The following is a 20,229-nucleotide window of genomic DNA, read 5'->3' on the forward strand; positions in this document are numbered from 1 at the left end:
CCCGTCAACTCCCGTTCTAAGGACGTCACCGTGACCACAGCCGACACCCTGGCCGCCGCCGGAGCCGCAGAGGCGGCCCGCGCGGCCGGCCCCTGCGAGCGCGGCGCCACCGTGTGGCTGACCGGGCTGCCGAGCGCGGGCAAGACCACGCTCGCCTTCGCCCTGGCCGAGCGGCTGCGCACCGAGGGCCACAAGGTCGAGGTCCTGGACGGCGACGAGATCCGCGAGTTCCTCTCCAAGGGCCTCGGCTTCAGCCGCGAGGACCGGCACACCAACGTCACCCGGATCGGCTTCGTCGCCGAGAAGCTCGCCGCCAACGGCGTCAAGGTGCTCGCCCCGGTGATCGCGCCCTACGCCGACTCCCGCGCCGCCGTGCGCGAGCGGCACGCCGAGCACGGCACCGACTTCCTGGAGATCCACGTCGCCACCCCGGTCGAGTTGTGCGCCGAGCGCGACGTCAAGGGACTGTACGCGAAGCAGGCGGCCGGCGAGATCTCCGGCCTCACCGGCGTCGACGACCCCTACGAGGCGCCCGAGCACCCGGAGCTGCGGCTCCAGACCCAGGGCCGCGCGGTCGCCGAGTCCGCCGCCGAGCTGCACGCCTTCCTGACCGAGAGGGGCCTGGCATGACCACCGCGACCCAGAGCCTGGTGCAGGCCGACGACCCCAACGAGAATTCAGGGGGGCCCTTCGCGCTGTCCCACCTGGACGCGCTGGAGGCCGAGTCGGTGCACATCTTCCGCGAGGTCGCGGGGGAGTTCGAGCGCCCGGTGATCCTCTTCTCGGGCGGCAAGGACTCCATCGTCATGCTGCACCTGGCGCTCAAGGCCTTCTGGCCGGCCGCCGTCCCGTTCTCGCTGCTGCACGTCGACACCGGCCACAACTTCCCGGAGGTCATCGCCTACCGGGACCGCGTCGCGGCCGAGCACAACCTGCGCCTGCACGTCGCCTCCGTGCAGGACTTCATCGACCGGGGCGTGCTGCGCGAGCGCCCCGACGGCACCCGCAACCCGCTGCAGACCGTCCCGCTGCTCGACTCCATCGAGAAGGGCCGCTTCGACGCGGTCTTCGGCGGCGGCCGGCGCGACGAGGAGAAGGCCCGCGCCAAGGAGCGCGTCTTCTCGCTGCGCGACGAGTTCGGCGCCTGGGACCCGCGCCGCCAGCGCCCCGAGCTGTGGTCGCTCTACAACGGCCGGCACGCCGTCGGCGAGCACGTGCGCGTCTTCCCGCTCTCCAACTGGACCGAGCTGGACGTCTGGCAGTACATCGAGCGCGAGAACATCGAGCTCCCGGAGATCTACTACGCCCACGAGCGCGACGTCTTCGCCCGCGACGGCATGTGGCTGACCGCCGGCGAGTGGGGCGGCCCCAAGGAGAACGAGCCGGTCGAGCGGCGGCTGATCCGCTACCGCACCGTCGGGGACATGTCCTGCACCGGTGCCGTCGATTCCGACGCCGCCACCATCCAGGCCGTCATCGCCGAGATCGCCGCCAGCCGCCTCACCGAGCGCGGCGCCACCCGCGCCGACGACAAGCTCTCCGAGGCCGCGATGGAAGACCGCAAGCGCGAGGGATACTTCTAATGAGCACCACCCAGACCGGCACGACCGGGACCGGCACCGCCACCTCGCTGCTGCGCTTCGCCACCGCGGGCTCCGTCGACGACGGCAAGTCCACCCTGGTCGGGCGGCTGCTGCACGACTCCAAGTCGGTGCTGGCCGACCAGCTGGAGGCCGTCGAGCACGCGTCCCGCAACCGCGGCCAGGAGGCGCCCGACCTCGCGCTGCTCACCGACGGCCTGCGCGCCGAGCGCGAGCAGGGCATCACCATCGACGTCGCCTACCGCTACTTCGCCACCCCCCGGCGGCGGTTCATCCTCGCCGACACCCCCGGGCACGTGCAGTACACCCGGAACATGGTCACCGGCGCCTCCACCGCCGAGCTGGCCGTCGTCCTGGTCGACGCCCGCAACGGCGTGGTCGAGCAGACCCGCCGGCACGCCGCCGTCGCCGCCCTGCTGCGGGTGCCGCACGTGGTGCTGGCCGTCAACAAGATGGACCTGGTCGACTACGCCGAGCCCGTCTTCGCCGCCATCGCCGCCGAGTTCACCGCCTACGCGGCCTCGCTCGGCGTCAAGGACGTCGTCGCCGTCCCGATCTCCGCGCTCGCCGGGGACAACGTCGTCGAGCCGTCCGCGCACATGGACTGGTACGGCGGCCCGACCCTGCTGGAGCACCTGGAGACCGTGCCGGTCGGCAGCGACCCGAGCGCCGAGCCGGCCCGCTTCCCGGTCCAGTACGTGATCCGCCCGCAGACCGAGGAGCACCCGGACTACCGCGGCTACGCGGGCCAGCTGGCCTCCGGCGTGCTGCGGGTCGGCGACGCCGTCACCGTGCTGCCGTCGGGCCACACCACCACCGTCACCGGCATCGACGCCCTCGGCCGGGCCACCGACATCGCCTGGGCCCCCCAGTCGGTCACCGTGCGCCTGGCCGACGACATCGACATCTCCCGCGGCGACCTCATCGCGGCCGGCTCCGCGCCCGTCCCCACCAAGGACATCGAGGCCACCGTCAGCCACCTCAACGAGCGGCCGCTGCGGGCCGGCGACAAGGTGCTGCTCAAGCACACCACCCGCACCGTGCGCGCGCTGGTCAAGGAGATCACCTACCGGATCGACATCGACACGCTGGAGCAGCGCTCCGGCGCCGAGGGTCTGAACGTCAACGACATCGGCCACGTGGTGCTGCGCACCGCCGAGCCGCTGGCGCTCGACGAGTACCGCGACAACCGCCGGACCGGATCGTTCCTGCTGATCGACCCGGCCGACGGCACCACCCTCACCGCCGGCATGGCGGGCGAGGCCTTCGAGACCGTACGCAGCACCGACGCGAACGAACCCGACGAGGAGGACTGGGTCTGATGCCCAGCGAGGCGTTCTCGGGCATGGACAAGGAAGGCGGCCGCATCGGCAGCGGCGTCCTCGGCAGCGGCCAGGGCGGCCTGACGCGATGTGTGGGCCGACAGGGCTGAGAACGCCCTGTCACCGGGCCGGCCGCCGCTGTCCCTCCCCACAGCAGGCGCAGCAGCGTCCCCCGGCCCGGCTTGCCCGGCACCCCGTGCGGTGCCGCAAGCACAACCTTGACCGAACGTCCTCCCGAGACCGCCTTCCTGACGGTCCGTCCGTGAACAGGACTCACCCATGGCACCGAACCAGGCACTTCCGCATACCCTCGCACGCCCCACCGCCGGCCGGATCAGACGCTCCGCCGCGGCCGCCGTGGCCGGCCTCACCGCCGTCGCGCTGCTCTCCGCCTGCGGCTACGGCTCCAAGGACGACGACAAGAAGACCAACACCGCCGCCCCCGCCGGTGATTCCGCCTCCGGTGCCAAGCTCTCCGCCGACACGGTGAGGATCGGCTACTTCGCCAACCTGACCCACGGCACCCCGCTGGTGGGCCTCCAGGAGGGCATATTCCAGAAGGAGCTGGGCGCCACCCAGATCAAGCCCCAGGTCTTCAACGCGGGCCCGGCCGAGATCGAGGCGCTCAACGCCGGCTCCATCGACATCGGCTGGATCGGCCCCTCCCCGGCGATCAACGGCTTCACCAAGTCCGAGGGCAAGTCCCTGAAGATCATCGGCGGTTCGGCCTCCGGCGGCGTCAAGCTGGTCGCCAACCCGGACAAGATCGCCTCGCTGGACGACCTCAAGGGCAAGAAGATCGCCACCCCGCAGCTGGGCAACACCCAGGACGTGGCGCTGCTCAACTACCTCGCCGGCAAGGGCTTCAAGGTCGACGCCTCGACCGGCGCCGGCGACGTCAGCGTGGTGCGCAGCGACAACAAGGTCACCCCGGACGCCTACAAGCAGGGCTCCATCGACGCCGCCTGGGTGCCCGAGCCGACCGCGTCCAAGCTGGTCACCCTCGGTGCGAAGGTCCTGCTCAACGAGAAGGACATCTGGCCGGACAAGAAGTTCGTGATCACCAACATCATCGTCTCGCAGAAGTTCCTCGCCGAACACCCCGACGTGGTCGAGGCCGTGCTGCGCGGCTCGGTGAACACCAACGCCTTCATCAAGGCCAACCCGGACAAGGCCAAGGCCGACGCGAACGAGGCCATCAAGAAGGAGGCCGGCAACGCCCTGGACGCGGCCATCCTCGACCCGGCCTGGGCCGACATCGACTTCCTGGACGACCCGCTGGCCGCCACCCTGCAGACCGAGGCCGACAACGCCGTCACCGCCGGCCTGCTCAAGAAGCCGAACCTGAACGGCATCTACGACCTCACCCTGCTCAACAAGGTGCTGAAGGAGAAGGGGCAGAGCCCCGTCGCGGACGCCGGACTCGGCGCCAAGTAGCGCCCGCAGGACCGCACCACCGCGCACGAACCCCGCGGTCCGGCCCCCGCCCCGCCCGTACCGATGCCCGCTCGATGCCCCGAGCTCGGGCCGGGCGGGGGCCCGGACCCCGGTCCTCTCCCTGACACCAGATGCCAGACCACACCACGCAGGAGGTGCCCGGAATGACTCCGGCACTGACCACCTCGGACGACGCCCCCGGCGTCGGCACTCGTGACGGCGCCCCCGCCGTCCGGATCTCGCACGTGCACAAGTCCTTCGGCCGCCCCGGCGCGCAGACCCACGTCCTGGACGACATCACCCTCGATGTCGCCCCGGGCGAGTTCGTCACGCTGCTCGGCGCCTCGGGCTGCGGCAAGTCCACCCTGCTCAACCTGGTCGCCGGCCTCGACAAGCCCACCGCGGGCAGCATCGAGGTGCCCGGAGGACGCCCCGCGCTGATGTTCCAGGAACACGCGCTCTTCCCCTGGCTCACGGCCGGCAAGAACATCGAACTCGCCCTGAAGCTCGCCGGTGTCCCCCGCCCCGAGCGCCGCCCCGAGGCCGAGCGGCTGCTCGAACTCGTCCGGCTCGACGGCTCCTACGACAAGCGGGTGCACGAGCTGTCCGGCGGCATGCGCCAGCGCGTCGCGATGGCCCGCGCGCTCGCCCAGGGCAGCAAGGTGCTGCTGATGGACGAGCCGTTCGCCGCCCTGGACGCCATCACCCGGGACGTCCTGCACGACGAGATCACCCGGATCTGGGCCGAGCGCAAGCTGGCCGTCCTCTTCGTCACCCACAACGTGCGGGAGGCCGTCCGGCTGGCCCAGCGCGTGGTGCTGCTCTCCTCCCGCCCCGGCCGGGTCAACCGGGAGTGGCACATCGACCTCCCCCAGCCGCGCCGGATCGAGTCCTCCGGCGTGGCCGACCTGTCCATCGAGATCACCGAAGAACTGCGTGGGGAGATCCGCCGCCATGGCCAGCACTGACACCACCACCAAGGCCGGGTCGGCCCACGCGGGCACCGTCGCCGACTTCGCGAGCGTCGGGTCGGGCCTGGACGCCCTGGACGCGGTCGTCACCCAGCGCAACTCCACCGCCGAGACGCTGCGGCAGAAGGTCCTGCCGCCGCTGCTCGGTGTCGTCCTGGTGCTCGCCCTCTGGCAGGGCGCCTACAGCCTCCACGTCACCACCGAGTACAAGCTCCCCAGCCCGCTGGACGTCTGGCACGCCGCCGAGGACCTCTGGTACAAGGGCACGCTGTTCTCGATCATCTGGACCAGCGTCTGGCGCGGACTGTCCGGCTTCCTGGTCGCGCTCGTCATCGGCACCCCGATCGGCCTGCTGGTCGCCCGGGTCAAGCCGGTGCGGGCCGCGCTCGGCCCGGTCCTCTCCGGCCTCCAGTCGCTGCCCTCGGTCGCCTGGGTGCCGGCCGCCGTCATCTGGCTCGGCATCAACGACTCGATGATGTACGCGGTCATCCTGCTCGGCGCCGTCCCGTCCATCGCCAACGGGCTGGTCGCGGGCATCGACCAGGTCCCGCCGCTGTTCCTGCGGGCCGGGCGCACCATCGGCGCCACCGGCCTCACCGGTGCCCGGCACATCCTGCTGCCCGCCGCGCTGCCCGGCTACCTGGCCGGACTCAAGCAGGGCTGGGCCTTCTCCTGGCGCTCGCTGATGGCCGCCGAGCTCGTCGCCTCCTCCCCCGACCTGGGCCTCGGCCTCGGCCGGTTCCTGGAGAACCAGCGCGAGTTCTCCGACATGGCCGGCGTCCTGCTCGGCATCATCCTCATCCTGTTCGTCGGCATCGCCATCGAGCTGCTCGTCTTCACCCCGGTCGAGCGCCGGGTCCTGCGCAACCGCGGCCTGCTGGCCGGCGGCAAGTGAGGCCCCGCGCATGAGCGACCGACGGCTGTCCGCCGCCCCCGCCACCCCGGTGGCGGCGGGCAGCCCCGCGCTGCTGCTGATCGCCCACGGCAGCCGCGACCCCCGGCACGCCGCGGCCGTCGCCGCGCTGGTCGCCCAGGTGCGGGCGCTGCGGCCCGGCCTGGACGTCGCCACCGCCTACCTCGACCACTGCGCTCCGCGGATCCCGCAGGTGCTGGACCGGCTCGGGCCGGCGGCGGTGGCCGTCCCGCTGCTGCTCAACCGGGCCTTCCACGCCAAGCACGACATCCCCGCCGCCCTGCGCGCGGCCGGCGCCGACCTGCCGGTGGCCGATGTGCTCGGCCCGTCGCCGCTGCTGCTGTCGGCGCTCGACCGCCGGCTCACCGAGGCCGCCCCCGCGCTCGCCTCCCCCGCCGCCCGCGCCCGCACCGGCGTCGTGCTCGCCGCCGCCGGCTCCTCCGACCCGGCCGCCGACGCCGCCACCCGGGCGGTCGCCGCCGAGTGGCGCCGCACCCGCGGCTGGGCCGCCGTCGAGGTCGCCTACGCCTCCGCGGGCGGCCCGCGCGTGCCCGACGCGGTCGCGGCCCTGCGCCGCACCCCCGCCGTCGACCGGGTCGCCGTCTCCCTCTACCTGCTCGCCCCCGGCCTGCTCCCCGACCGCATCGCCGAAGCCGCCACCGAGGCCGCCGCCGACCACCTCGCCGCCACCCTCGCCCCCACCCCCGACCTCGCCCGCCTCCTCCTCACCCGCTACGACGAGGCCCGCACGACGGCGAGAACGGCCCCGGCCCTCACCGCCTGAGCCCCCGGCTGCACGGTCACCGATCAGCGCCGGTCAGCCGTGGGCCAGGATGCTGTGCTCGGTGAGATCGGGCGCGTGGCGGGCCACCGTCCGGTAGTCGGCATCGTCGTGCAGCACGGTGAGTCCGTGGTGCGCAGCCGTCGCCGCGATCAGGAGATCGACCGCGGAGGCACTGCGGTGCTGCCCCGCGAGGGCCATCCGGCGCTGCACCGTGTCGATCCAGCGTCCGGCGCTCTTGGGGACCGTGACGTCCGGATAGAGGTCGGCGAACATCTCGGCGATCTCGTCGTACTCGCGCGCGTCCCGCGCGCTGTAGAGGAACTCCGCGCGCTGGGGATAGCACGACGCGATCGACTGGGCGTCGATCGCGTCGTACCAAACGGTCTGAAGTTCCGGGTCACGCAGCAGCCGCACCAGGGCGGAGGTGTCGAGCAGGTAGATCACCGGGCGTCCTTCTCCGTCCGGTGCAGCCGCTCGGCGTCCTCCACCGCTCCCCACTGCCGGGCCCGTTCGAAGTGCCGGCCGATCCTCGCCGCGCGTTCCCGCTGTTCGGCGTAGTAGCGGAGGGCGAGGTTGACGGCTTCCTTCTTGGTCCGCACCCCCGCCAGCGCCATGGCGCGCTCCAGCGCCTCTTCGTCGATGTCGATCTGTGTCACGGACATCCCCGCACCTCCGGCGATAGATGTTGGTGATGGATAAGCCATTGTATTGCACCAACATGGCCTGGGCGAGGCCGTCGCGCCGGGCCGCCGGGGTCGTGGCGCGACATGGGTGCCGGGGCCGGCGCGACGGGGTCAGGGGGTGGGGGTGCCGAGGTGAACGGTGAGGAGGCCGGCGGTGATGAGGGTGAGGCCGGCGAGGGTGGTGGGGGACGGGACCTCGTGGCGGACGGCGAGGGCGGTCAGGACGGTGCCGATGGTGCCGATGCCGGTGAAGACGGCGTAGGAGGTGCCGACCGGGAGGTCCCGGAGGGCGCGGGAGAGCAGGTAGACCGCGCCCAGCATGAGGACGAGGCACAGGGCGCTCTGCGGGAGCCGGGTGAATCCGCGGGTGGGCTCGATGGACTGCGCCCAGGCGACCTCCACCACGCCGGCCAGCAGCAGCCAGATCCACGGCACGGCGCTCAGTCCTCCCTCGGGATGCGGTAGCCGACCAGCTTGGTGCCCAGTTCGCCGGCCCGGTACAGCGCGTCGGCGACGGACTCCCGGTGCTGGGTGACCCGGCCGGCCAGGGCGGGGTCGACCAGCGAGTTGACGAGTTCGGCGGCGATCACCTCGGTGTCCTCGACCGCGTAGTGGCCGCGGACGAAGTCGCTCAGGTAGCGGCCGTTGTGGTCGTAGGGCGCGCGCGGGGTGCCCGGTCCGTAGGCGCCGCCGCGGGCGGCGACGACCACGAACTTGCGCGGCGCGAGCACCATCCTCGGGAAGGTCACCTGGTCGATCCAGGCCTTCAGCGCGGACGGGATGCCGAAGTTGTACATCGGCGCGCCGATCAGCACGGCGTCCGCCGCGACGAGCTCGTCGAGCAGCGGCCGGACGACGGCCCAGGCCTCGTGCTCCTGCTCGGTGCGGACGGCCTCGGGGTAGCGGGCGATGTCGGTGATGCCCTCGCGCAGCAGGGTGTCGCAGATCCGGGTCCAGCCCTCGCGGATCGGCGGGACGGGGTCGGCGGCGAGGTCGCGGTGGGTCACCTCGCCCCCGCCGCCCTCCCAGGCCTCGGCGAAGGCCTCGCCGAGGCGGCGGGTGAAGGAGTCGGTGCGCGCGCTGCTGTCGAGGTGCAGGAGGTGGGACACGGTGAACCCCCGGGGCGGGTCTGGGCAGGACGGAGCCGCGATAGAAGTGGACACATCGTCCACTTACCGGCCCCCCAAACCGTAGAGGCAAGTGGACTGCGTGTCCACTTGCCTCCTAGGCTGGAACCCATGACGACGGACCTCCCGCTGGCCGACGGGCCGCCGCCCCGCGAACGGGCCGACGCCGCCCGGAACCGGGCCAAGGTGCTCGCCGCCGCCGAACGGCTCTTCGCCGCGGGCGACCCGACCGCCGTCACCATGGACGACATCGCCCGGGCGGCCGGCATCGGCCGGGGCACGCTCTACCGCCGCTACCCGGACCGCGCCTCGATCGCCCGCGCCCTGCTCGACGAGCACGAACGCGCCCTCCAGGAACGGCTGTTGCGCGGGGATCCGCCGCTCGGCCCGGGCGACGCCGGCGCGGCGCCGGCCCCGGCCGAACGGCTCGCGGCGTTCTACGCGGCGATGGTCGAGCTGCTGGAGACCCATGTGCACCTGGTGCTCGGCGCCGAGACCGGCGCGGCCCGCTACCGCACCGGCGCCTACGCCTTCTGGCGGCTGCACGTCGCCCACCTGGCGCGCGCGGCCGGCCGGCCGGACCCGGAGGTGCTGGCCGACCAGCTGCTCGCCCCGCTCGCCCCCGAGCTCTTCCGCCACCAGCGCGAGGGCGGTGTCACCCCCGCGCGGATCGCGGCGGGCCTCGCCGTACTGGCGCACGGCACGCTCGGCCGACCCGACTGACTCACCGTCAGACGCCGGCGGACGGGGCCACGAACGCGGCGGTGGCGGCGGCGCTCACGGCCGCCGCCACCGACCCGGTCACGCGGGGACGTGCCAGACCTGGTTCTCGGCCCCGTTGCAGTCCCAGATGCCCAGCTGGTTGCCGTTGGCGGTGGAGAAGCCGAGGTCGTCCAGGCAGCGGCCGGACTGCGGGTTGTAGATCGAGCCGTCGGCCCGGACCTGCCACTGCTGCGCCCCGCTGCCGTTGCAGGTGTAGAGCTGCACCTTGGTGCCGTTGGCGGTCCCGCCGCCGGAGACGTCCATGCACTTGAGGAAGTCGCGGATGGTGCCGTCCGCCCCGATCTTCCACTGCTGGGCGTTGGTGCCGTTGCAGTCGTAGATCTGGACGGGGGTGCCGTCGTTGCTGCTGGCGCCCTTCACGTCGACGCACTTGCCGGCGTAGCCGGTGATCTGGCCGACCGGGCCCGCGGGCTGCGGGGGGAGCTTGGCGCCGAAGACGACGTACGGGAAGGAGACGGTCTCGTTGACGCCGCAGGGCGCGACCGCGCTGCCGTCGCCGACCACCACGCCGCTGACGGTGCCGCGGCTGAACTGCACGGTGTGCTGGGCGTTCCACCACTGACAGGTGGCGGAGACGTACCAGGTCTGGAGCGGGTCGATGCCGGAACAGGTGCCGTAGGCGCTCCAGCCGGCGACGGAGGCGCCACAGCCCCCGGCGAGGGCCTGGGCGCCGGTGGCCGGCGCGGCGAGCGAGGCGGCCGCGCCGAGCAGCGCGGCGGAGGAGAGGAGGGCGGCGGTACGACGCATCGGGAAGGTCCTTCCGTGGACGGTGAACCGGACGGCCCGCCCGGGAACCGTGATGACGGTGCGACAGTTGTGCGGGCCGCGTGAAAGCGTCGGGGGATGTCTGGCCACGGTCAACAGCGCGGGGGACGATCACGCCAGTCGTCCGTCCACGGACGGGGTCTGGCCCGAACGGACGGTCGGACGCGACAGCAGGCCGGGGCCGCGGCGGATCCGGCCGGAAAGCAGTCGGCCCGGTTCACCCCGTACGGGGTGAACCGGGCCGTCGGACGCCGGGTGGCGCCGTGGTCGTGCCGATCGCTCGGCAGGCCGGGCACCCGGTCGACCGGTCGCTCAGGCCGGTCGCTCAGGCCGGTCGCTCAGTCGCCCTGGCGGCGCTGGCGGCCGGTGCCGTAGTTGGAGCCGGACTTGGAGCCGCTACCGGGCTTCGCACGGCCCGAGGCGCGGCCGATGAAGCCGGCCGCCTGGCGCGGCGCGCCGCCGCCCTGGCCGCCGGCCGCACCGCCCACGCGCTGCTTGGGCCGGGGGCGGCGCGGGTTGCCGTTCATGTCGACGTCGGTCGGCAGCCCCGAGCGCTTGCCGGAGCGCCGGCGCGGGCCGGAGGAGGACTTCGGCGCGGCCTTCCCGGCCTCCGTGTCGGCGGGCACCGCCGGGGCGGGCACGGCCAGGGCGACCGGCACGCCGCTGGGGGTGCGGGCGCCGGTGATCCGGGTGAGTTCGGCGTCGCCGGGGCGGATCTTGGTGGTGGTCGGGCGGATCCCGGCCACGGTCATCAGCCGGCCGACCTCGCGGCGCTGGTCGGGCAGCACCAGGGTGACGACGGTGCCGGACTCGCCGGCCCGGGCGGTGCGGCCACCGCGGTGCAGGTAGTCCTTGTGGTCGATCGGCGGGTCGACGTTGACGACCAGGTCGAGGCCGTCGATGTGGATGCCGCGGGCGGCGACGTTGGTGGCGATCAGCGCGGTGACGTGGCCGTCCCGGAACTGGTCGAGCACCCGGTTGCGCTGCGGCTGGGACTTGCCGCCGTGCAGGGCGGCGGCCTTCACGCCGTTGGCGAGCAGCTGCTTGGCCAGCCGGTCGGCGCCGTGCTTGGTGTGCACGAACATGATCACGCGCCCGTCGCGGGAGGCGATGTGGGCGGTGGTGGACGCCTTGTCGGCCGGGTCCAGCTGGAGCACGTGGTGGTCCATGGTGGTGACCGCGCCGGCCGAGGGGTCGACCGAGTGGGTCACCGGGTCGGCCAGGAAGCGCTTGACCAGCCGGTCGACGTTGCGGTCCAGGGTGGCGGAGAACAGCATCCGCTGCCCGCCCTCGGCGACCTGCTCCAGCAGCTTGGTGACCTGCGGCAGGAAGCCCATGTCGGCCATCTGGTCGGCCTCGTCGAGCACGGTGATCGCGACGTCGGAGAGCCGGACGTCACCGCGGCCGATCAGGTCGTCCAGCCGGCCGGGGGTGGCGACCAGGACCTCGGCGCCACGCCGCACCGCGTTGGCCTGCCGGGTGATCGACATGCCGCCGACGACGGTGGCGATCCGCAGGTTGACGGCGGTGGCGTACGGGGTGAGCGCCTCGGTGACCTGCTGGGCCAGCTCGCGGGTGGGCGTCAGCACCAGCGCCAGCGGGTGGCGGGCGTCGGCGCGCTTGCCGGCGGTGCGGGCGAGCAGCGGCAGGCCGAAGGCGAGGGTCTTGCCGGAGCCGGTGCGGCCGCGGCCGAGCACGTCGCGGCCGGCGATCGAGTCGGGCAGCGTGGCGGCCTGGATCGGGAACGGCTCGGTGACGCCCTCGCGGGTCAGCGCGGACAGGATCCCCTTGGGCAGCTCCAGCTCGGCGAAGCTCGCCGCCGGCGGGCGGGCCGGGGTGCCCTCGACGACGGCGAAGTCGGCGGGCTCGGCGACGCGCGGCGCGTTGCGACGCGGCGGGCGGGAGGACGCGCCGGAGCGCGGAGCGCCACCGGAGCGCGCGGCGGAGCCGGAGCGCTGGCCTGCGCCGGTGCGCGGGGCGCCGGAGCGGCTGCGGGGCTTGCGGGCGCCGTCACGGGGCGGCTGGGCAGGGGTGGTCACGGGGTTTCTCCATCCGTAGCACGGCAGCCCCCGGTCAGGGGCTGGTCGGCCGTCGGAAAGGAGTTCGCCGCCCCGGCCGTTCGGCGGCATGGGCGAGGGCCCGCACCGTGCGGTACGGGCCCTCGCTACGCGAGATCGCGAGTCAGCTCGGAAGCCGGACTCAGATGACGCGGATGTTCTCGGCCTGCGGGCCCTTCTGGCCCTGGGTGACGTCGAACTCGACCTTCTGGCCCTCGACGAGCTCACGGAAGCCCTGCGCGACGATGTTCGAGTAGTGCGCGAACACGTCCGGGCCGCCGGTCTCCTGCTCGATGAAGCCGAAGCCCTTCTCGCTGTTGAACCACTTCACGGTGCCGGTAGCCATAACCGTCTCCTCTAACTGGGGCATCGGAGCCCACACCTCGTGGACCCCAAGTAGCCGCGATCCCCATCCGGAGACTGAAACACCGGACAAAACAAATGCGCCTGTTGGTTGGGACCAGCAGGCGCACACAAGCGTTCATGGGAACCAAAACTGCAACTGAGTCGACTGTAGCACGGTCGCACCCCGATTGACCGGGGATTTTCTGCCCGACAGATCACGTTTGCAGGCCCCGTGGAACGGGCAAACGGCGCCCGCCGAAGCGGGCGCCGTTCCCCGGCGGCACCGTACTGCCGCCCTGCTGTCACCGGGACGGTCGAGCGGCCTCAGTGCCGTCCGGCCGACTCCGGGAGGCCGTGCGCGCCGTACGGGCTCGCCGGCGCGGCGGTCGGGCCGCCGTGACCACCCTGGCCGCCGACGGCGTCGCCGCCGTGGCCCGGCCACCACGCGGCCTTGCCGACCAGCGCGGTGAGCGCCGGGGTGAAGAACATCGCCATCACGAAGGCCGCCAGGAAGATGCCGAAGGCCATGCCGAAGCCGAACTCCAGCATGAAGATGTTGCCCGCGAGCATGAAGGTCGCGAACGACACCGCCAGGATGAAGCCGGCCGCCGCGACGGTCGGACCGCCGTGCCGCACCGCCTCGCGGGCCGCCTCGCGCGGGTTGCGGCCCTCGCGGGCCTCCTCGCGCAGCCGGGCGATGATCAGGATGTTGTAGTCGGTGCCGATCGCCACCACGAAGAGGTAGATGAGGATCGGCAGCATGAACATCATGCCGTGCTCGCCCTTGATGTTCTGGAACAGCAGGGTCGAGGAGCCCAGGGTGGCGGTGAAGCCGAGGCCGACCGAGGCCATCAGGTACCAGGGGGCGACCACGCTGCGCAGCTGGAGGGCCAGGATCAGCAGGATCAGCAGACCCGCGATCGGGAACACCAGCTTGTAGTCGTGGCTCATCGCCAGGTTGATGTCCTTGTAGATCGCGGTGATGCCGCCGACCTTGGCCTCGGTGCCGGACGGCGCCTGGGCGTGGGCGACCTCGCGCAGCTTGGTGACGGTGTCGATCGCCTCGTTGCCGGACGGCTCGTTCTTGAGCAGCACGGTGAAGTCGGCCGTCGCGCCGTCCTTGCTGACCTCCGGCTTCGCCTGGGCCTCGGCGACGCCGGGAACGGCGCCGAGCTTGGCGGCGTACCCGTCGAAGGCGGCCTGGTCGAGCTTGCCGCCGCCGGTGTTGGTCAGGTAGACGTGCGTCGGGTCGGCGGCGCCGGCCGAGAAGGCCGTGACCAGCTTGTCCTGGACGACCATCGACTCCTTGGTCTTGGGCATGGAGCTGCCCGCGAGGTCGAAGGTGCCGTTGTAGTTGAGGGCGCCGGCGGTCAGGGCCAGCAGCACACCGCCGGAGGCGAGGGCCACGACGGCCGGACGCTTCTGGACGACGCGGCCGAGCGCGGCGAACCGGGCGTCGCTCGGCTCCCGCATCCACTTCTTGCCGGGCCAGAACACCCCGCGGGCCGGGATGACCGTGAGCACGGCCGGGGCCAGGGTGAGCGAGGCGAAGGCGGTGACGACGACCGCGATGGCCAGCGCCGGGCCGAGCGCCTTGAACATGCCGAGGCTGGAGAGGATCAGCACCGCGAAGGCGACGGTGACCGCGCCGGCCGCGGAGGCGATGGCCTCGCCGACCCGGGCGACGGCGTTGACCACGGCCTCCTGCCGGGTGTCGCCCGCCCGCAGCCGCTCCCGGTAGCGGAAGGCGAGGAACAGGAAGTAGTCGGTTCCGACGCCGAGCACCACCACGATCAGGATCGCCGAGAGCACCGGGGTGGACTTCAGGTCGAAGGCCTTGGTGGCGTAGGCGATCAGGCCGTTCGCGGTCGGCATGGCGATCATCAGCGAGAGCAGGACCGGCAGGAGGCCGGCCAGCACGCTGCGGAAGATGAGGCCGACGATGATCGCGACCAGGACGACACTGCTGATGCCGATGACGGCGTCGGCCGCGCCGGAGGACTCCTGCTGGTCCAGCTGCTGGGCGGCCTGGCCACCGAGCTGGAACTTCAGGCTGGTGCCCTGGGCGAGCGCCTTGCCCTCGTCACGGACCTTCTTGGCGACCTCGCCGAACTTGTCCGAGTTCTGGGTGGCCTTGTCGATCGCGACCGGCGCCAGGGCGTACTTGCCGTCCTTGGACGTCGTCTGCTCGCTGACCGGGATGATCTGCTCGACGTGCTCGATCTTCTTGTCGGTGAGGCCCTGGACGATCTTCGCCGCGGCGGCCTTGTCCTCCGCCGTCAGCTGGGCGCCGTCGTTGCGCTCGAACAGGGCGAGCGCGGAGGGCGTGAAGCTCGAGGGGAAGGCCTGTTCCTGAAGCTGCGCGGCCTGGATGGACTCGTAGTGCTTCGGGAGGAACGCCGCCTCGTCGGTCTGGGCGGTGATCTTCGGCGCGGTGAACGCGATGGCGATCATCGCGACGATCCACCCGGCGATCACCCACCAGGCGCGGCGGACGACGAATTGTCCTAGTCGGTGGAACATGCTCGTAATGCCTCCTGGGCATGGTTCACCGCAGCCCTGGGGGACGGGACACCGGGCGACGGATCAGGATCGGCCCGGCCGGTGCGGGGGGCAACGGCCTAGCCGGTCGGCAGGTAAGTACTCAGAGGAGGCCATCCTACGGTTACTTACTTGCCGACCGGCAAGCAGTTTTTCCCCCGACCCCGTTGCCGCAGGCCGACCCCCTCGGGGACGCGAAAAGCGGCCCTGACCCATCTTCACCCCCGTATGACGCCCCGGACCTCGTGCTCCGGGTGGATTTGACTCCCCCTCAGGGTGGAGCCGGTGCCCCTATCCCTGGGAGGAGATATCAGGGTTGCCGGGTAGGGAAAACCCCACCCCGCCCCCGAGGAGAACCACAGGGCGGACTCCCCCGCCAGCCGGATACCCCCTCACCTGCGGCTTCCCTACTGTCGGTTGGGACGCCGGGCCGCACCCCGGCGGCGACAGCCCGGCGGTCGAACACCGCCGCAGACCCGGCCGCGCCCGTCACCGATCCCGACGCCGGCCGCACTCCCAGGGGGAACCCGTGAAGACCAAGCTCGGCATGGCCGCCGCCATGGGCGCGTGGAGCGCCCGGCACCGAAAGACCGCCGTCTTCGGCTGGTTGCTGTTCGTCGTCCTCGCCGCCTTCCTCGGCGGCATGCACGGCAGCACCAAGGTCACCGACGCCGAATCCATGCCCGGCCAGGTCTCCCGGGCCGCCGAGATCCTCGACCAGGCCGGCCTCAAGCCGCCGTCCACCGAGACCGTGCTGGTCCAGAGCACCGGCCTGACCACCGACGCCCCCGCCTTCCGGACCGCCGTCGAGCAGGTCGTCGCCGCGGTCAACGGCACCGGCAAGGCCGGTGATGTCCGCTCCCCCTACGACACCAAGGCGGTCTCCGCCGACGGCCACTCGGCCCTCGTCCAGCTCACCGTGAACGGCGAGCGCGAGGAGGCGGTGAAGAACGTCACCGCCGTGGTCGACGCCGTCGCCGCCGTGCAGAAGCAGCACCCCGACCTCACCGTCGTCGAACTCGGCGACGCCAGCTCCGGCAAGTGGATGGAGGAGCAGTTCTCCGACGACTTCGCCCGCGCCGAGTGGACGGCGGTCCCGCTCGCCCTCGGCATCCTGCTGGTCGCCTTCGGCGCGCTGGTCGCCGCCGTGCTGCCGGTCGTGCTCGCGCTCACCGCCTTCGTCGCGGCCGGCGGACTCGTCGCGCTGAGCAGCGGGCTGCTGCACACCAGCAACAACGCCAGCTCGGTGATGCTGCTGGTCGGCCTCGCCGTCGGCGTCGACTACTGCCTCTTCTACCTGCGCCGCGAGCGCGAGGAGCGGGCCGCCGGGCGCGACCTGGAGACCTCCCTGCGGATCGCCGCCGCCACCAGCGGCCGGGCCGTGCTGGTCTCCGGCGTCACCGTGGTGATCGCGATGGCCGGCATGTTCCTCACCGGCATCGCCGAGTTCCAGGCCATGGCCTACGCCACCATCGTGGTCGTCGTCACCGCCGTGCTCGGCTCGCTCACCGTGCTGCCCGCCCTGCTGTCGATGCTCGGCGACCGGGTCGGCAAGGGCCGGGTGCCGTTCCTCGGCAGGCTCCGGCACCCGGACGCCGCGACCACCGGCGGCCGGTTCTGGAACGCCGTGCTCACCCCGGTGCTGCACCGCCCGCTGGCCGCCACCGTGCTCGCCGGGGCCGTGCTGATCGGACTGTCCGCCCCGCTGCTCACCATGCACACCGCCAACCTCACCTTCCAGCAGCAGCTGCCCAAGGGCAACGAGCTGGTCGCCGTCTCGCAGAAGATCGAGGCCGCCTTCCCCGGCAGCCCGGCGCCCGCCTCCGTGGTGATCAAGGCGACCGACATCGGCTCCCCCGCGATGACCGCCGCGATCGCCGACCTCGAGGCCCGCGCCCTGGCCAGCGGGCAGATGCACGGACCGGTCGACGTCACCGTCCACCGGCAGCAGAACGTCGCCACCGTCGACATCCCGCTCAACGGCACCGGCAACGACGAGGTCAGCAACGCCGCGCTGAAGACCCTGCGCGAGCAGCTCGTGCCCGCCACCGTGCTCAAGGTTCCCGGCACCGAGGCGCCGGTCACCGGCCGCACCGCCGGCTCGTACGACTTCAACGCCAAGATGACCGGCTCGATGCCGCTGGTCTTCGGCTTCGTGGTGGCCTTCGCCTTCCTGCTCATGCTCACCTCGTTCCGCTCGCTGGCCGTCGCCGGCACCGCCGTGGTGCTCAACCTGCTGTCGGTCGGCGCCGCGTACGGGGTGCTGACGCTGGTCTTCCAGCACGGCGTGGGGGCCTCGCTGCTCGGGACCGAGGGTGTCGGCGCGGTGGAGTCCTGGGTGCCGCTGTTCCTCTTCGTGATCCTCTTCGGCCTCTCGATGGACTACCACGTCTTCGTGGTCTCCCGGATCAAGGAGGGCCGGGACCGGGGTCTGCCGACCCGGGCCGCGATCGCCCACGGCATCCGCTCCACGGCCGGTGTGGTCACCAGCGCCGCGGTGATCATGGTGGCGGTGTTCGCGGTCTTCGGCACCCTGTCCATGCAGGCCATGAAGCAGATGGGCGTCGGCCTCGCGGTCGCGGTGCTGATCGACGCGACGATCATCCGCGCCGTGCTGCTGCCCTCGGTGATGACCCTGCTCGGCGAGCGCAACTGGTACCTGCCGCGCTGGCTCGGCTGGCTGCCCTCCCTCTCGCACGGCGAGAGCGTCCCGCCGGTCGGCACCGGCGCCGCCGCCCAGACCGCCCCGGTCCCGCAGGCCGCGACGGAGCCGCAGGCCCACCAGGCCCGGCACCGCCGGATCGAGGTCTGACCTTCCCCAGCGGTCCTCGGACCCTCGGACCTCGGACGATGCCGGGCCCCGTGCGACACGGGGCCCGGCAGCCGTTTGCCAGAATGATCGCCCACCCACACCCGGCTGTCATGCAAGGAAACGGACACCCTCATGCTCCCCTTCGACGAGGGGCGGGCCCGAATGCTGCTCGCCCACGCCTGCGAGTCGGCCGGCCTGCCCGGCCCCGCCGACGCCCGGCTGCTCGCCCTCGGCGAGAACGCCGTCTTCGACCTCGGCGACCCGGCCGTGGTCGCCAAGGTCGGCCGCGGCCCGGAACTGCACGAGCGCGCCCGCCGTGAGCTCGCCGTCGCCGACTGGCTGGCCGGCCACGACGTCCCGGTGGTCCGCCCGTACGACGCGGTCCCCGTCGAACCGCAGCTCGCCCACGGGCACCCCGTCACGTTCTGGCACCGGCTGGCCCCCGCCGAGCGGCCCGCCCGCCCGGTCGACCTCGCCCCGCTGCTGCACGCGCTGCACCGGCTGCCCGCCCCGCCGTTCACGCTCGGGCGGCGCGATCTGCTGGCACCCGTCGGGCGCTGGCTCGCCTCCGCCGAGGGCCATGTCGACCCGGCCGACGTCGACTTCCTGCGTCGGCGCCGGGACGCCTTCGAGGCCGAGGCGGCCGCGCTCGTCCCGCACCTGCCGACCGGTGTGATCCACGGCGACGCGCTGCCGCGCAACGTCCACATCGGCCCGGACGGGCCGGTCCTGCTCGACCTGGAGTTCGTCGCCGACGACCTGCGCGAGCACGACCTGGTGGTGCTGGCGCTCAGCCACGACCGGTACGGCGTGCCGGGCGAGGAGTACCGGGCGTTCACCGAGGCGTACGGCTGGGACGTGCGCGAGTGGCCCGGCTTCACGGTGCTGCGCGGGGCCCGGGAGACGGCGAGCGCCTCCTGGGTTGCGCAGCAGGCGCCGGGCAATCCGGCGGCGCTGGCCGAGTTCCGGCGGCGGGTGGACTCGCTGCGGACGGGGGCCTCGGAGGTGCGCTGGTACCCGTTCTGACCGGTTCCGGCCCGGGTCGCGGTGGCCGGAACGCGCCGGTCGGCCGGGGTGTCGGGCCGTGGAACGGGAACCGACCACGGTATGAAAGACGTCTTGTCGGTCAGTCATCCTGACCGAGGATCGGCACCGTCTCTGCCCCTCAGGAGCCGCCGCCATGCCGGAGCCCGCTGCCCCGCGGTCCCTCTCCCCCGCCGTCCGGCGCGGCCTGCGCCGGACCGCGGGGGGCATCGCTGCGGCGCTCACCGCGCTGGCCCTGGCCGCCTGCGGCACGGCGAACGGCGCGCTCCGGCCGGAGCCGAGCACCACCGCCCCGGAATCCCCCGCGCCGGCCCCGTCCTCCCCGACGGCGACCCCGTCCTCCGCCGCGCCGGCCCCGGCCTCCCCGGAGCCCACCCCCACCCCCACCCCGACGGCCGCCCCGCCGCCCGCCGTCTCCCCCACCACCGGCGTCCCCACCGCGGTCGTCCACTCCACCGCCTCCGGCGGCCGGACGGTCGCGCTCACCTTCGACGACGGCCCCGGCCCCGCCACCGGCCAGGTCCTGGACCTGCTCGCCCGGTACGGGGCCAGGGCCACGTTCTGCGTGATCGGCCGGCAGGCCGCCGCCGACCCGGCCGCCGTGCAGCGGATCCTCGCCGCCGGCCACCGGCTCTGCGACCACACCGTGGACCACCCGCAGCCCTTCGCCGCGCTCCCCCACGACCGGGCCGAACACGAGATCGCCGACGCCCGGCAGATGATCGTCCAGGCCGGCGGGCCGGGCACCGAGGTGGGCTGGTTCCGGGCCCCGGGCGGCGCGTTCACCGCCGACAACCGGACGATCGCCGCCGACCACGGCCTGCGCCCGCTGGGCTGGTCGGTCGACCCGCGCGACTGGTCCCGCCCGGGCACGGCGGCCATCGTCGCCGCCGTCCAGGCACAGCTCAAGCCCGGCGGCGTCGTCCTGCTGCACGACGGCGGCGGGGACCGCACACAAACCGTCGCCGCGCTACGGCAGTTGCTGCCCTGGCTGACCGCCCAGGGCTACCGGTTCGACCTCCCCGCCGCGTGATCCGGCCGACC

At 73.0% G+C, this 20,229-nt stretch carries 19 protein-coding genes; 11 read left to right on the forward strand and 8 right to left on the reverse strand.

Annotated features, from left to right (window positions below; translation table 11 throughout):
- Window positions 1–48: 48 nt before the first annotated feature.
- The 7 genes from cysC (at window position 49) to ABZW10_RS15395 (ending at window position 7,028) form a co-directional block, all read left to right on the forward strand.
- Complete coding sequence (cysC, locus tag ABZW10_RS15365) at window positions 49–630, forward strand: adenylyl-sulfate kinase (protein WP_355364844.1); 582 nt, start codon at window positions 49–51, stop codon at window positions 628–630.
- Window positions 627–1,583: a sulfate adenylyltransferase subunit CysD gene (cysD, locus tag ABZW10_RS15370; RefSeq protein ID WP_355364640.1), complete on the forward strand. Its 957-nt coding sequence runs from the start codon at window positions 627–629 to the stop codon at window positions 1,581–1,583. The genes cysC and cysD overlap by 4 nt, the downstream gene beginning before the upstream one ends.
- Window positions 1,583–2,923: a GTP-binding protein gene (locus ABZW10_RS15375; protein ID WP_355364643.1), complete on the forward strand. Its 1,341-nt coding sequence runs from the start codon at window positions 1,583–1,585 to the stop codon at window positions 2,921–2,923. Before cysD ends, ABZW10_RS15375 begins: the two co-directional genes overlap by 1 nt.
- 279 nt (window positions 2,924–3,202) lie before the next feature.
- Window positions 3,203–4,360 carry an aliphatic sulfonate ABC transporter substrate-binding protein gene (locus ABZW10_RS15380; RefSeq protein ID WP_355364646.1) on the forward strand — a complete coding sequence of 386 codons (1,158 nt, stop codon included), beginning with the start codon at window positions 3,203–3,205 and terminating at the stop codon, window positions 4,358–4,360.
- 164 nt (window positions 4,361–4,524) lie between these two features.
- Window positions 4,525–5,328 (forward strand): ABC transporter ATP-binding protein, encoded by an 804-nt coding sequence (locus ABZW10_RS15385; RefSeq protein ID WP_355364649.1) that lies wholly within the window; start codon window positions 4,525–4,527, stop codon window positions 5,326–5,328.
- Window positions 5,315–6,226: an ABC transporter permease gene (locus tag ABZW10_RS15390; RefSeq protein ID WP_355364652.1), complete on the forward strand. Its 912-nt coding sequence runs from the start codon at window positions 5,315–5,317 to the stop codon at window positions 6,224–6,226. The genes ABZW10_RS15385 and ABZW10_RS15390 overlap by 14 nt, the downstream gene beginning before the upstream one ends.
- Before the next feature lie 10 nt (window positions 6,227–6,236).
- The gene (locus ABZW10_RS15395) at window positions 6,237–7,028 is read left to right on the forward strand and encodes a sirohydrochlorin chelatase (protein ID WP_355364655.1); all 792 of its coding nucleotides are present in this window, start codon (window positions 6,237–6,239) and stop codon (window positions 7,026–7,028) included.
- A 33-nt stretch (window positions 7,029–7,061) separates the two neighbouring features.
- Here the strand turns inward: ABZW10_RS15395 and ABZW10_RS15400 are convergent, their stop codons facing one another.
- From ABZW10_RS15400 to ABZW10_RS15415, 4 genes are all read right to left on the reverse strand, one after another.
- Window positions 7,062–7,472, reverse strand: a complete 411-nt coding sequence (locus ABZW10_RS15400; RefSeq protein ID WP_355364658.1) for a PIN domain-containing protein — start codon at window positions 7,470–7,472, stop codon at window positions 7,062–7,064.
- Window positions 7,469–7,690: a type II toxin-antitoxin system VapB family antitoxin gene (locus tag ABZW10_RS15405; protein WP_355364661.1), complete on the reverse strand. Its 222-nt coding sequence runs from the start codon at window positions 7,688–7,690 to the stop codon at window positions 7,469–7,471. Before ABZW10_RS15405 ends, ABZW10_RS15400 begins: the two co-directional genes overlap by 4 nt.
- Window positions 7,691–7,822: 132 nt before the next feature.
- On the reverse strand, window positions 7,823–8,146 hold the full coding sequence (locus tag ABZW10_RS15410) for a multidrug efflux SMR transporter (protein ID WP_355364664.1): 324 nt from the start codon (window positions 8,144–8,146) through the stop codon (window positions 7,823–7,825).
- A gap of 5 nt (window positions 8,147–8,151) precedes the next feature.
- On the reverse strand, window positions 8,152–8,820 hold the full coding sequence (locus ABZW10_RS15415; protein WP_355364667.1) for an NAD(P)H-dependent oxidoreductase: 669 nt from the start codon (window positions 8,818–8,820) through the stop codon (window positions 8,152–8,154).
- A 129-nt stretch (window positions 8,821–8,949) separates the two neighbouring features.
- Between ABZW10_RS15415 and ABZW10_RS15420 the strand changes: the two genes are divergently transcribed.
- Window positions 8,950–9,561: a helix-turn-helix domain-containing protein gene (locus tag ABZW10_RS15420; RefSeq protein ID WP_355364670.1), complete on the forward strand. Its 612-nt coding sequence runs from the start codon at window positions 8,950–8,952 to the stop codon at window positions 9,559–9,561.
- 78 nt (window positions 9,562–9,639) lie between these two features.
- On the opposite strand, the gene ABZW10_RS15425 is transcribed toward ABZW10_RS15420, so the two are convergent.
- The 4 genes from ABZW10_RS15425 to ABZW10_RS15440 all read right to left on the reverse strand — a co-directional run bounded on the left by ABZW10_RS15425 (window position 9,640) and on the right by ABZW10_RS15440 (window position 15,311).
- Entirely contained in the window at window positions 9,640–10,368 is a 729-nt protein-coding gene (locus ABZW10_RS15425; RefSeq protein ID WP_355364673.1) for a ricin-type beta-trefoil lectin domain protein, read from the reverse strand.
- 356 nt (window positions 10,369–10,724) lie between these two features.
- The gene (locus ABZW10_RS15430) at window positions 10,725–12,425 is read right to left on the reverse strand and encodes a DEAD/DEAH box helicase (RefSeq protein WP_355364676.1); all 1,701 of its coding nucleotides are present in this window, start codon (window positions 12,423–12,425) and stop codon (window positions 10,725–10,727) included.
- Window positions 12,426–12,585: 160 nt separating this feature from the next.
- Window positions 12,586–12,789 (reverse strand): cold-shock protein, encoded by a 204-nt coding sequence (locus ABZW10_RS15435; protein ID WP_327676217.1) that lies wholly within the window; start codon window positions 12,787–12,789, stop codon window positions 12,586–12,588.
- Between the two features lie 323 nt (window positions 12,790–13,112).
- The gene (locus ABZW10_RS15440) at window positions 13,113–15,311 is read right to left on the reverse strand and encodes an MMPL family transporter (protein ID WP_355364680.1); all 2,199 of its coding nucleotides are present in this window, start codon (window positions 15,309–15,311) and stop codon (window positions 13,113–13,115) included.
- Window positions 15,312–15,876: 565 nt separating this feature from the next.
- Between ABZW10_RS15440 and ABZW10_RS15445 the strand changes: the two genes are divergently transcribed.
- The 3 genes from ABZW10_RS15445 (at window position 15,877) to ABZW10_RS15455 (ending at window position 20,218) form a co-directional block, all read left to right on the forward strand.
- The gene (locus ABZW10_RS15445; protein WP_355364847.1) at window positions 15,877–18,141 is read left to right on the forward strand and encodes an MMPL family transporter; all 2,265 of its coding nucleotides are present in this window, start codon (window positions 15,877–15,879) and stop codon (window positions 18,139–18,141) included.
- A gap of 132 nt (window positions 18,142–18,273) precedes the next feature.
- A complete protein-coding gene (locus tag ABZW10_RS15450; RefSeq protein WP_355364683.1) occupies window positions 18,274–19,167 on the forward strand; it encodes an aminoglycoside phosphotransferase family protein in 894 nt (297 codons plus the stop codon).
- 154 nt (window positions 19,168–19,321) lie between these two features.
- Complete coding sequence (locus ABZW10_RS15455; RefSeq protein WP_355364686.1) at window positions 19,322–20,218, forward strand: polysaccharide deacetylase family protein; 897 nt, start codon at window positions 19,322–19,324, stop codon at window positions 20,216–20,218.
- The last annotated feature ends 11 nt before the right edge of the window (window positions 20,219–20,229 follow it).

The organism is Kitasatospora sp. NPDC004723 (assembly GCF_040609255.1).
Taxonomy (GTDB): Bacteria; Actinomycetota; Actinomycetes; order Streptomycetales; family Streptomycetaceae; genus Kitasatospora.